This window comes from Haemophilus parainfluenzae, from assembly GCF_003253005.1.
Taxonomy (GTDB): Bacteria; Pseudomonadota; Gammaproteobacteria; order Enterobacterales; family Pasteurellaceae; genus Haemophilus_D; species Haemophilus_D parainfluenzae_M.
The window spans coordinates 60,883-74,254 of the sequence record NZ_QEPZ01000006.1; the positions used below are offsets into that span (position 1 = coordinate 60,883).

At 37.3% G+C, this 13,372-nt stretch carries 9 protein-coding genes and 2 pseudogenes; 3 read left to right on the forward strand and 8 right to left on the reverse strand.

The annotated features are described in order from the left end of the window. Positions 1-45: 45 nt before the first annotated feature. The 3 genes and pseudogenes from cdd to DPV97_RS07910 all read right to left on the reverse strand — a co-directional run. Positions 46-921 carry a cytidine deaminase gene (gene cdd, locus DPV97_RS07900; protein WP_070713997.1) on the reverse strand — a complete coding sequence of 292 codons (876 nt, stop codon included), beginning with the start codon at positions 919-921 and terminating at the stop codon, positions 46-48. A 164-nt stretch (positions 922-1,085) separates the two neighbouring features. Continuing rightward, a pseudogene (locus DPV97_RS07905) lies at positions 1,086-1,885 on the reverse strand (ABC transporter ATP-binding protein). Then, positions 1,881-2,009: pseudogene (locus DPV97_RS07910) on the reverse strand (twin-arginine translocation signal domain-containing protein); the annotation flags it as partial. The pseudogenes DPV97_RS07910 and DPV97_RS07905, both read right to left, overlap by 5 nt. 355 nt (positions 2,010-2,364) lie before the next feature. On the opposite strand from DPV97_RS07910, the gene DPV97_RS07915 reads away from it, so the two are divergent. After that, positions 2,365-2,847, forward strand: a complete 483-nt coding sequence (locus DPV97_RS07915) for a Dps family protein (protein WP_049363625.1) — start codon at positions 2,365-2,367, stop codon at positions 2,845-2,847. Positions 2,848-2,897: 50 nt separating this feature from the next. Here the strand turns inward: DPV97_RS07915 and DPV97_RS07920 are convergent, their stop codons facing one another. The 5 genes from DPV97_RS07920 to recB form a co-directional block, all read right to left on the reverse strand. Then, complete coding sequence (locus DPV97_RS07920; protein WP_049363622.1) at positions 2,898-3,359, reverse strand: threonine/serine exporter family protein; 462 nt, start codon at positions 3,357-3,359, stop codon at positions 2,898-2,900. A 4-nt stretch (positions 3,360-3,363) separates the two neighbouring features. Continuing rightward, the gene (locus DPV97_RS07925; protein WP_111382946.1) at positions 3,364-4,134 is read right to left on the reverse strand and encodes a threonine/serine exporter family protein; all 771 of its coding nucleotides are present in this window, start codon (positions 4,132-4,134) and stop codon (positions 3,364-3,366) included. A gap of 127 nt (positions 4,135-4,261) precedes the next feature. Next, entirely contained in the window at positions 4,262-4,909 is a 648-nt protein-coding gene (grxB, locus tag DPV97_RS07930) for a glutaredoxin 2 (protein ID WP_070713993.1), read from the reverse strand. 3 nt (positions 4,910-4,912) lie between these two features. Then, positions 4,913-6,847, reverse strand: a complete 1,935-nt coding sequence (gene recD / locus DPV97_RS07935) for an exodeoxyribonuclease V subunit alpha (protein WP_070713990.1) — start codon at positions 6,845-6,847, stop codon at positions 4,913-4,915. Further along, on the reverse strand, positions 6,847-10,488 hold the full coding sequence (gene recB / locus DPV97_RS07940) for an exodeoxyribonuclease V subunit beta (protein WP_070713988.1): 3,642 nt from the start codon (positions 10,486-10,488) through the stop codon (positions 6,847-6,849). The genes recD and recB overlap by 1 nt, the downstream gene beginning before the upstream one ends. A 137-nt stretch (positions 10,489-10,625) precedes the next feature. On the opposite strand from recB, the gene DPV97_RS07945 reads away from it, so the two are divergent. Continuing rightward, the gene (locus tag DPV97_RS07945; RefSeq protein ID WP_070713984.1) at positions 10,626-12,179 is read left to right on the forward strand and encodes a type I restriction-modification system subunit M; all 1,554 of its coding nucleotides are present in this window, start codon (positions 10,626-10,628) and stop codon (positions 12,177-12,179) included. Positions 12,180-12,186: 7 nt separating this feature from the next. After that, on the forward strand, positions 12,187-13,350 hold the full coding sequence (locus DPV97_RS07950; protein ID WP_070713982.1) for a restriction endonuclease subunit S: 1,164 nt from the start codon (positions 12,187-12,189) through the stop codon (positions 13,348-13,350). Positions 13,351-13,372 lie beyond the last annotated feature (22 nt).

Below are 13,372 nucleotides of genomic sequence, written 5' to 3' on the forward strand. Positions count from 1 at the left end.
TCGCCCTTTCTTTTAGTTCAAAAACTCATTAACTTTTGACCGCACTTACAGGCTAATATATTCCATTTTCACCTTGCAGAGGCTCTTCAATAACTGCTCTGCCATCTTGCGGTGACTTAAACGCAACGGTTTCTCTGCAAATACCACTCGCTCAATTTTCGATACATCCAATTGATTTAAGTAAGCAAAATTAATCGCCGTTTGCATAGCCGGTAAGCTTGGGTTAAATGCTGCATTTTCTGCATATCGACCGCAAATCATTTCCCCATTTTTAAATAAAATGCCTACACCATGAGGACTTTTAGAATAAGGTGAATGTGCTCGGTTTGCCCCTAAAATGGCTTTGTTTGCCACTTCATCTTCTGTCGTCAATGTAAAGCCTTGTTCTTCTTTGTTTAATAGAAGCCAATCAACGCCTAAATCTTTCGGGCCGAAGCTATCGGGTAAATATTGAGGAAGTGGATTATTTTGGCTGTGTGGCAAATGGATCTTTAAATCTTCCGCTTGATAAAGCTCATTCATAAATTGACGGCAGTGACCACAAGGCGTGTAATTCACCACAATATCCGTGATGCGAGATTCATTACGTAACCATGCATGGCTAATCGCACTTTGTTCTGCATGGATAGTTTGAGCCATGCTACTCCCCTGAAACTCTTGATTCGCACCAAAATAAAAATCACCACTTTCACCAATCGCAATCGCGCCAACATGAAATTCTGAAATGGGTGTGTGACTATAACAAGCCGCTACGGGCAAAAGCGACAAACCTAATTGAACAGGCGTAAGTTTAAATTCATCACAAATTGACCGCACTTTTTCAGCCGGTAAAAAACCTTTCCATTCTTGTTCTTCTAATGCAGAAAGAATTGCATTTGAAAGTGGCGAATCGACTAATGCTTGTTGAATTTTTTGTTGCATGTTAAATCTCCTTATTTTTATATATCTATTCTACGCTATTTGATAAAAAACCTAAACGCTAAAAGACTTTCGGTATCTGTTTCTAACCATTTATCAATGCGTTAAAATAAAAAATAACCGCACTTTAAAGTGCGGTCATAAATTGAGATGTTTATTCACTTGTTTTATAACAATGATGGTCCAACACCGAGTAATTTTCTTGTGTAATCTACTGTTGGGTGGTTGAAAATATCTTCGGTGCTACCCGTTTCCAAAATTTGACCACCGTACATTACGACAATGCGATCAGATACTTGGCGTACGGTTTGGATATCGTGAGAGATAAACACCATGGCAAGATTGAGTTCTTTTTTCAAGTCAGCTAATAAGTTTAATACCTGAGCACGAACAGATACGTCTAATGCAGAAGTCGGCTCATCCGCAACGATAAGTTTTGGATTCAGTGCTAAAGCACGTCAATCGCTACACGTTGTTTTTGCCTGCCCGATAAACGAGTTGGCTCAACTTGCGCCGCAGAACGAGGTAATCCGACGCGAGAAAGCAAGTCATACACACGTTTTTCCCATTCATGAGGTTGTAACACATTGTGAATATCCATTGGGTCACGCAAAATATCCAACACTTTCATACGAGGATTCAGTGCTGTTGCCGGGTCTTGGAAAATGACCGAGACTTGGCGACCAAATTGTTTTATCGCTTCTGAGCTGCCATATTGCATTTGTAAACCATTGAATTTCACTAAACCTGATGTCGATTTAAGAAGCCCAATGATCACGTTGGCTAAGGTAGATTTCCCACAACCTGATTCACCTACTAAGCCAACGGTTTCTCCGGCTTTAATGCCAAGACTCACATTGTTCACTGCGGTGAATTTTTTACGTCCAAACAATGAACCGTCGCGAGAAGGAAATTGCACCACGATATTTTCTAAATCGATGATGTTTTGTTCTTTAAATATCAGCAGCAAAGGCTGTTGGTGCAAATGTGCCTAACGTACCACTAAATGCAAGACCTACCCCCACGCTAGCCATAAGTTTCATAAAATGACGACGAGATTCATTAGTTTCAAAGGAAAAATGCTTTGTCATACTAAACTCCTAATGAGTAATAAAATCATATTTTTGGTTTTTAAATCTAGCCAAACATTTCATTCGAAAATGAAGTAAAGCAATCAAATCTTAGAATAAAATGATTTATATCAATCACAATCATCCTTGCTTCATTCTGTCAAAGGGGAAATATTAAATGTGTGATCTACTTCACAGAGTTTTTTCCGTACCTTAAAATAAAAGCTTTTAACTATGTATAATTTTTTTATGATAGATTTTAACTATTGAATCACTAGATAATATGAAATAGCTATCAGAAAAAACGATGCTTATAATGACCACATTTCCCAAGCAAGGGAACAACATTTTAATCAACAATAAAGAGGAAAATACTATGTCAAAAACATCAATCGGTTTAGATAAAAAAGCATCTGAAAAATTAGCAGCAAAATTAAATGAATTATTAGCAACCTATCAAGTATTCTATACCAACGTGCGCGGTTACCACTGGAACATTAAAGGGGTAAATTTCTTTGAATTACACGCAAAATTTGAAGAAATCTACACAGATTTAGTAGTAAAAGTAGATGAAGTGGCAGAACGTATCTTAACTTTAGGTTACACACCGCATAACGGTTATTCACAATACTTCCAACACTCACGTATTAAAGAAGAGTTAGGGGTAAGTGATGCGCAATCTTGCTTAAAAGGCACATTAGAAGGATTAAAAGTATTACTTGAACAGCAACGTGAAATTCTTGAATTAGCGGGTGAGTCTGATGATGAAGGTACAGCTTCTCAAATGAGCGACTACATCAAAGAACAAGAAAAACTTGTTTGGATGTTCCAAGCTGCTTGTCAAAGTTGCCATTCCTAATTAAATATTGATTAAATACGAAAGCCGACTGATGTCGGCTTTTTTATTTTCTACACGACTGGTTTTTGTCGATAGAACAATAGTCCTGGTAAGGCTAAGCCCAAAACAAGAGCGCCCAAAATAAAGCTAGTATTGATAAAAGAGCTGATCATTTGCTCAAATAATTTATCGGAAAAGCCATAATGGTGAATTTGTACGATAGCAATCATCGCTTTATAAGCATGAACACCTGGAATCATTGGAATAATTGCCGCAACAGTAAAGACTTTCGGATGGGCTAAATAACGATGAGATAAATGCACCCCAATAAAACCAATCACACAAGTGGCGAAAAAAGTGGCAAAAACAATTGGGACACCAAAGTGTAATAATAAAGTTCGTGTGACATGTCCAAGTGCACCTAAAATCGCACAATACTTTAAGGCTTTAGGCGGAACATTAAATACTAAAGCAAATCCTACTGCGGGGATGGCAGCAAAAAGCATATCATCGAGTAAATTCAGTAAAAACATCTTATTACCCCACCCAAGAAACAATATTTAAAAGATTTAACGCAAAGACAATACCTAAACAAGCACCAAAAGTGAGAACCGTAGCGATGGTCCAGCGTCCTATTCCCATATTTACATACCCTTTTAAAATATCCGCAAGTGAATTAATTAATGGGAATCCTGGAACGAGTAATAAAACGCTAGAAGCTAATGCGATATGAGGATCATTTCCTAAACTATATTTCAAACTGACACTGGAAATCAGTGAGGCAACAAAAGCGGTAATGGCAAAAACGATGAGTGGATTGTAATGACGTTTAGAAATTTCTTGTCGAACAAACATCGCAATGGCAGAGGCAATAAAGGTGATCGCACAAATTGTCATATCTCCGCCAGAAAGGTGAGCAAAAGAGGCACAAGATAAACCAATCATAAACACCACCAAATAACGGTTATATTTTAGTGGTTTTAACTTATCCAATTTCTTTTGTGCCATAGACAAATCATACAAGTGATGCTCTACGGCAACCACAATGTGCTGAACATCCGTAACGATTTGCATATTAATGCCTTTATCGACATTCTTCCGCACGGTAGTAATACAATGTTGCTTAGAAAGTGTGGTCAATAAGACGGCATTTGCCGTTAAAGCACACTCCACGCTTTCAATGCCTAAAGCTACACCTAATCGCTGTGCCATTTGTACGACAACAGCACTTTCTGCACCATGCTGTAACAATAACAAAGCGGTTTCCACACAAATACGGGTAACCGCTCGTTGGTATTCCTGATTCATATCTCTACGCTCTTATAAAGTAAACCTTAGAGATTATAGATCGATGAATAAAAAATACTGAAAAAATGACCGCACCTATGATCCAAGTCAAAACTTCAGTATTTCAAAGCCTATGGTTCAACAGAAATTAAATGGCTTTATCAAAATATAGCGGCACATTGCTTAACTTAGCCATATTCGTGATATAAGCTAAAACTGCTGGTGGAAATTCGATTCCTTTCACACAAGTCAGATTTCGTAATACAGGGAAAACGATAATATCTTCAAGAGAAAGTTGGCTGTTTAAGGCATTTTCAGATTGAATTAATACAGTTAATTTCTCTAAATCGCCTTTTAAGCGAGTGAGATAGGTTTCAGTCTTCGCAATATTTTCAGCAAAATCACCAATAAATTCCGTTTTCTTTTTAGTGAAATAATCAACCGCACTTTGAGTTTCAAATTCTGCTAAACCAATTTGCGTAAACCGTGCAGTCGTAAGATGACCATAATAACTGCCGACTTCTTTTAACCATGCTTCAATTTCAGGACGAATGTGTGCAGACAGGATTTTTTTACCAAAATGCTCATCTACATAATGCACGATATCCAAACTTTCTGGCATCGCGGTACCATCTTCTTTGACAAGAATGGGTACAACCTTTTTACCCACTAAATCAATTGGCGTAGCTTCATCATCATTTGCCAGCACTACAAGTTCTACCGGCAAATTTTTTAAACCGAAAATCATGCGAGCACGCACACAAAACGGGCAATGATCGTAAACATATAATTTCATTTTTTACTCCTCTTTTTCCTGTAATAATTTTCCTAATCCACTTTGTCGTTTCACGGTATTTCTGACCGCACTTTGCCAGATTTTTTCATTAGCAAATACAGAAAGCTGATTTTTTGCACGGGTAACACCGGTAAATACCAGCTCTCGTGAAAGCACAGGGTTAGGTTCTGTTGGTAACACCATGACGGTATGTTCAAACTCCGAACCTTGGGATTTATGAATCGTCATCATAAACGCAGGCTCGTGAGCAGGAATGCGACTGGTTGATACTTCTCGATTGCCAAACCATACTTTGCCTTTAGCTAAACACAAGCCAATATCGCCGTTATACAGTTTAACATTATGATCGTTTTCGGCAATCATAATTGGCTTACCAATATACCAATCGTCCTCTTGGCGGAACCAAAGTAGTTTTTCTACACGCAATGCTAAAGCAATTTCACGATTTAATTCTTCCACACCTAATGCCGAAGCTCGAAGTGCTGTCAAAAATCTCACCGAATTAAAGCAATCTAAAATCGCTTCCGCATAAGTTTTCTCGCAGCCCTTTTCATCTATAAATTTTGCATTGAGATCTTTCTTCTGAGCAAAATAAGTTTGAAGTTGGGTTAAATAAACACGGTAATTTTCAACCGCACTTTTCACCACTTGTCGAACCGATTCTTTAACATCTTGTTCTTCATCAAAATGATGAAAATGTAACTCTTGTGGATATTCTGAAAAGGTTGTTACACTGCCCTTACCTTTTCCTTGTTGAATTTGCTCAGCAAGTTGTTTAATGCCCGAATCATCTCGGAAACGACGACTAAAGGTTAAATGACAAATGGCATCACGCAACGGACTATGTTCATCCGAAGTTGGAACAGTATAGCCTGTTGTTGTATGAATATAATCAGCTTGAGCAGGACTATAATCTTGCGTTAAAAATTGTGCAATTTCACCTAATACCGCGCCAGCTTCCACAGAAGCCAATTGAGCTTGGTCACCCAATAAAATTAAACGTGTTTCGGGCTTCAACGCTTGCACAAGTTTCGCCATCATAGGCAAATCAATCATCGAGGTTTCATCCACCACTAATACATCAATTTGCAGTGGATTATGTGCATGATATTTCACGCTATCGCTAAAAGGTCGAACGCCTAGTAAACGATGCAACGTTTCTGCGGTTTTAGGAATAGATGCACGTAACTCATCTGAAATTGGCATTTGTGCCAAAGCGTTTTCGATGGATTCCGTTAAACGCGCCGCGGCTTTTCCTGTTGGCGCAACCAATTTGATATGAAGCTTGCCACCAAATAATTCTTGTAATACACATAACAAGCGAGTGACTGTCGAGGTTTTCCCTGTTCCCGGTCCACCTGTAATCACAGAAAATGGGCTTTTCACCGCCGTTGCGACTGCTACTTTTTGCCAATCAACTTGCGCTTGTTGTTGAGGGAAATAACGATCTAATAAAGTTCGAATTTGTTGCGGTTCTACCGATAAAGTGCTGTCATTTTTCAAGGCGTTTTTAATATATTGCGCAACGCGGAATTCATCTTGCCAAGCTCGATAGAAATAAATCGCCCCAAATTGAAATGCGAGAGGCGCAATTTGATTTTCAGGATCTTGTGTAAAAGCAATATGCCCCGCTAAGGTTGATTGCCATTTTGATACAGGAAGCGAACCGATCTTCTCATTAATCAGCAACAAAAAATCCGTTTCGGTATGACGATAAGCCAAACCAAATAAATTACGTTCTAAAAAGCGATCTAACACACAACAAGTATTGCCTTGTGTATAGCTCCAGTTGCAAAGTGCGGCTAATAAAATTGCTAAATTTTGTACGGGCTCGGCATAGCCTTTATCTTTTTGTTTATCAGCAATTAATTGAGCAAAATAATAATCGCCTTGAGTAATCACACCTTGTTCTTGCAAGGATTTTAATAGGCTTAACATTAAAATAATTCCTCTAATTGTTGGATTAATTGCCAATCTGGTTTATCAAAAAAGATGCCCGATTGTGGCGAACCATTCATTCCTCGTAAAAATGCATAGACCACACCACCAAAATCTCGGTTGTAATCGTAGTGAGGCAAACGTGTTTTTAAATAACGATGTAATGCCACCACATACAACAAGTATTGCCAATCATAATGATGCTCTAACATGGCTTTTTTCAATGCAGCTTGATCGTAATCCTTTAATGTCTCACCTAAGAAATTCGATTTGTAATCAAGCAAATAATATTTATTTTGATAACTGAAAACTAAATCCATTGTGCCTCGCACCATGCCTTGAATATCATCAAACTGTAACGGTTCTGACGGCAAATGATGCCAAGTTGCTAACGCTCGATTAAAACCTACGACATCAAAATGGCTTGTGATATTGAGATAAAACGCCAACTCTTTTAAGCATTGTTTTTCGTTAATTTGTGCAAGGGTAAAATCATCGTTTGACAAAATTGGTGTACTGAGTATTTGTTCAAACCACTGTTGAACTGCTACAAACTGCTCTTCTACAAGATTCAAATCCTGACATAATTTTTCAATGTTTTCTTTCTCAGCCAGTTGAGCAAAAGGCACCTTTTCAAAATAACGATGTAACAACGTACCAATTTGTGTTCCCCGTGGGAAATATAAAACCATTTCATCGTTATCATGACCAAGTGCGGTCAAATTTTCAGTGATATTTTCTATTAAAATCGATGCATCATAATCTTTCGCATCATCAAAAATGAGCGATTTTTTCACCGCATTTTCATTCAAATAAGCTTTACGTTGATGAGTTTGTTCAATGCCACTAAAGCTTGTCACTCGCCAATCTTGTTCAATTTCACCTTGGAAAATTTCCGCACTTAAATTTTCTTGAGAAACATTTAAGGTAAGTGGTTCACTGGCTTGTAACACATCGGTTAATTCAATCGCTACATCATTTGGTAAAAGCTGCTTAAATTTTTCCAATAACGGTTGGGTATCCCAATTAGCTGGCAAATCGAGTTTTCGGCCAATTTCACCTTGCGTTAAAACATACAATAAAGCATTCCATTTTTTATCAAAGGCTTTCGGTAACACAAAGGCCATTTGATATTTTGCTCGGGTTAATGCCACATAAAGCAAGCGCAATTCTTCCGCAAAAACTTCTTGGGTTAGCTCATCCAAGTGTTGATCTTGCATATCCCACAAGGTTTTGTTTTGTTTCTTATCGTAATATAAATTAAATAGTTTCTTTTTAGTTGGGTCTTTTGCTGCATTTCCTAAAAATGGCAACCAAACTAAATCATATTCCAACCCTTTAGATTTATGGATAGTCACAATCTTCACTAATTGACGTTCGCTTTCTAAACGGATTTGTACTTCTTGACGACCATCATCTTGAATTTGCTTTTCAAACCAACGCAATAATGCCGCTTCACTTTCATTTAATGCCGCTGCTTGCTGTAAAATTTCGGCTAAGTGTAATAAATCTGTCAGTTTTCGTTCACCATCAGGCCGAGATAAGAGTTTTTCTGTGATATTTTCTGCTAAAAGTAAATGATGCAACATCGGCAATACGCCTTGGCGTTGCCAAATTTGTTGATACTCTGCAAATTTTTCAGCCCAACGTTGCCACTGAATTTCATCCTGGTGAATTTGGTGAATTTCAGCTGCATTTAAGCCGAAAAGTGCGGTCGCTATTGCATTCAAAATTGGGCGCTCAGTCACACTCAAACAGGCTTGCAAAATCAAGGCCAGTTCTTTTGCTGTGTTACTCTCAAAGACATTTCCTCTATCCGAAAGGTACACGGAAGCAATACCAAGCGCTTGCAATTCTTTTTTCACCAGCTCTGCTTCGATATAACCACGCACCAAAACAGCTATATTTTCTGCTCGCAATGTTTGATTTTCCGCTTTGCTTTCATTCGGAAAAACTACCGGGTTTTCTGCCGCACTTTTTAACCATTGCTGAATCGATGTCGCGCAAGCTTTCGCATAATCTTGCTGGGTGGATTTGTCTTTATCGTTAATGTAAAAACGAAAGGCTGGTTCAGGCTGATTATTTAACTGAAAAACAAGATTTTTCTTGGCTGCACCTACATTTAAAAATTCAATATTTTCATAAATAAAGGGATCATTTTTGAAATCAAATAATCGATTTACCCCTTCCACTAAAGGTTGAGAAGAACGATAGTTTGTGCCTAAGTTAAAACGTTCATTGGCTTCTTTTGCTGCTTTTAAATATGTAAAAATATCGGCGCCACGGAATCGATAAATCGCCTGTTTTGGGTCTCCGATCATCATAAAGCCAACATTACCAGACGCGGTTTCATTGTGATAAATTTTCGAGAAAATTTGATACTGTAACGCATCTGTATCTTGGAATTCGTCAATCATGGCAAAAGGATATTGAAAACGAATTAATTCCGCTAACTGTTCTCCGCCCTCACTATGTAATGCCTCTTTCAATAAGCGTAATAAATCATCAAAAGATTTTTCAGGATGATTCGCTTTGTATTCAAGAAGTTTCTTTTGAATACCTTGACGATAGTGGTAAAGAATGATTTTTTTAAATAAATTACTCGGTTGAAGTTGCTCAATTAAAGCTTCAATCTCTTCAAAAGTTGGATGTGTTATTCTCACACCTTTTTTCTTGAAAGGTGCGTTGACAGCGTTATCCAAAGCCGATTGTGTAAATTTTTTTACTAATGTTTCGTTTAAGGTGATATCTGCTCTATTTTTTGCCCATGAGGTGACTTCATCTACAAGTGATAAAATTGTTTTGCTTGAATGTGTTTTTCCATTTAAACAAGATTTCTCTTTTTTTACGACTTCTTCATCAAAAAGATCGCGAATTTCAACCGCACTTTCTAACCAAGCATCTTTAATCTTTTCAATAACTTCCGCATTTTCAGCGATATCTTTTTGCAAAAATTCTTTTAATGGCAGTTCTAACAGTTCTGGTTTATCAAGTTGCACAGAAAAATCATTTCCAATATTTGAGCCTAAATCATTCAATACATCTTCTGGCGACTTTAATTCTTTTGAGATAAATGCAGCCAAATGGAAAGGCAAATCATAAAAATGCTCTCGCCAAAATTCATTTGCAAATTGTTTGAGTAAATCAGACTGATCTTTGAGAAGTTTTAAATTGAAATGCACGCCTGAATTAAAAGCATGTTGCATCAGCATTCGGCGACAAAAACCGTGAATGGTATAAATGGAGGCTAAATCTAAATTTTGTTCGGCCAGCTTTAAGCGACGAAGTGCGGTCGGAATATCCTCTAAATAAGGCAATAACTCCGCTAAAAATTGATGTTCTCCAGTAAAAATCGCCTTGTCTTGATTTTCATAATATTCAGAAAAAACCGAAATTGCCGCCGTTAAACGTTCCCGAATTTTGCGTTTTAAATCTTCCGTCGCCATTTCAGTAAAGGTTACGACTAAAATTTCTTCCACATTCAACGGACGAGAAAAACAATTCTCACCAGCCTGTAAAAATAAACGAAGATAGATGGAACCGATAGTATAGGTTTTCCCTGTACCTGCAGAGGCTTCAATTAAATTGACTTGATTTAAGGGTAACGAAATGGCATTAAGTGCGGTTGATTTTTGGCTCATTTTTTATTTTTTTGGAAACATTAGCGTGTTCTTATTGTAGAGGAATTTCCGTAGAAATTCATTTAGTTATTATTTATTTCTTGTATAATTTGGAACATTTATAACTTAATAATGACACAAAATATTCTGAGGATTTTATGGCTGCTGCAATTCAACAACGACAACGTGATGAACTTCATCGACGCATTTGGCAAATCGCTAATGATGTGCGAGGTGCTGTTGACGGTTGGGATTTTAAACAATACGTTTTAGGGGCTCTTTTCTATCGTTTTATCAGCGAAAATTTTGCTAACTATATTGAAGGTGGCGATGATAGCGTTGATTATTCTACTTTTAATGATAATGACCCTATTATTGCGGCAATCAAAGAAGACACCATCAAAGCAAAAGGCTATTTTATTTACCCAAGCCAATTGTTTAAAAATGTCGTGGCAACAGCCAACACTAATCCGAATTTAAATACAGATCTGAAAAGCATTTTTACTGATATCGAAAACTCCGCTACTGGCTACCCTTCTGAACAGGATATCAAAGGCTTATTTGCTGATTTTGATACCACCAGCAACCGCTTGGGTAATACCGTTGCCGATAAAAACAGCCGTCTCGCTGCCGTATTAAAAGGCGTTGCAGAGTTAGATTTTGGTGACTTTGAAGATAATCATATCGATTTATTCGGTGATGCTTACGAATATTTAATTTCCAATTATGCTGCCAATGCCGGTAAATCGGGGGGCGAGTTCTTTACACCACAATGCGTTTCCAAGCTAATTGCTCGACTGGCTTTATATGGACAAGACAAAGTCAATAAAATTTACGACCCAGCAGCAGGTTCGGGTTCTTTATTATTGCAAGCAAAAAAACAATTTGATGAACACATCATTGAAGAAGGATTCTTCGGGCAGGAAATTAATCACACCACTTACAACCTCGCCAGAATGAATATGTTTTTGCATAACATCAACTACGACAAGTTTAATATCGCCCTTGGCAACACCTTAATGAATCCGCAATTTGGCGATGATAAACCCTTCGATGCTATCGTTTCTAACCCACCTTACTCCGTAAAATGGATTGGCTCAGACGATCCAACGCTAATTAACGATGAACGCTTTGCCCCTGCCGGTGTGCTTGCACCAAAATCCAAAGCGGACTTTGCCTTTATTTTGCATGCGTTAAGTTATCTTTCAGCAAAAGGCCGCGCGGCGATTGTCTCCTTCCCCGGCATTTTTTACCGCGGCGGCGCGGAACAAAAAATTCGTCAATATTTGGTGGATAATAACTATGTGGAAACGGTGATTGCCTTAGCACCTAATCTCTTTTTTGGCACCAGTATTGCAGTGAATATTTTGGTGCTTTCCAAACATAAACCTGATACCCAAACGCAATTTATCGATGCTAGCGGTTTATTTAAATCCGCCACCAATAACAATATTTTGGAAGAGGAACATATTGAGCAAATTCTCAAACTCTTTGCCGATAAAGAAGATGTACCGCATTTAGCCAAATCCGTGTCCTTTGAAGACATCGTTAAAAATGACTACAACCTTGCGGTGAGTTCTTATGTGGAACAAAAAGACACCCGAGAGGTGATTGATATCGATAAACTCAACGCAGAAATTAAACAAACCGTTGCCAATATCGACCGCTTACGTGAGGAAATTGACAAAATTGTGTCGGAGATTGAGGGGTAAAAACACCATGAAAAACAACCGCACTTTTTTAGATAAATTATTGGATGGGGCTGAGGTAAAATGGATACCACTAGGCGATGTTGCCGATTATGAACAACCCACTAAATATCTTGTTAATTCAACTGTGTACAATGATAATTATCCAACCCCAGTATTAACTGCAGGGAAAACATTCATTCTGGGATATACGAATGAGGATGAAGGGATATATTTTGCATCAAAATCACCAGTGATAATTTTTGATGATTTTACAACTGCAAATAAATGGGTTGATTTTGACTTTAAAGCAAAATCATCAGCAATGAAAATGATAACATCCAAAAATGAAAAATTTGCTTTATTAAAATATATTTATTATTGGTTAAACACATTACCAAATAACCAAACTGATGGTGATCATAAACGTCAATGGATTTCTAATTATGCTAATAAATTAATCCCCATCCCCCCACTCTCCGTCCAAACCGAAATCGTAAAAATTTTGGATGCATTGACAGCGCTTACCAGCGAGCTTACCAGCGAGCTTACACTACGCCGGAAGCAGTATGAATACTATCGGGAGAAATTGTTATCCTTTGATAGCTTAGGTCGATTAAATACAGAGGTAGCCAAGAAGAAACTTATTGATTTAGCTTATTTCCAAAATGGAAAAGGACATGAAAAAAATATTGATGAAAAAGGTTTATTTATTGTTATAAATTCAAAATTTATTTCAACAAATGGAACTGTAAAAAAATACTGCAATGAGCAAATCGTTCCTTTATTTAAAGATGATATTTTAATTGTTATGAGCGATTTACCAAATGGAAAGGCTCTTGCAAAAACATTTTTTGTAAAAAAAGACAATAAATATACTCTCAATCAACGTATAGGAAGAATTACAGTAAAAGAAGATTCTGAGTTACTCCCTAGTTTTGTTAATTATTTTTTAAATAGAAATAACCAATTGACAAAATATGATAATGGTACAGATCAGACAAACTTAAGAAAGGATCAAATACTGGATGTTGAAATTCCCATTCCTCCACTCGAAGAACAACAACGTATCGTTTCAATCCTCGATAAATTTGAAACCTTAACCAATTCCATTACCGAAGGCTTGCCTTTGGCAATTGAGCAAAGTCAAAAGCGGTATGAATATTATAGAGAATTGTTATTAAATTTCTCATAACCTGTAGGACAGAAAAAGAATC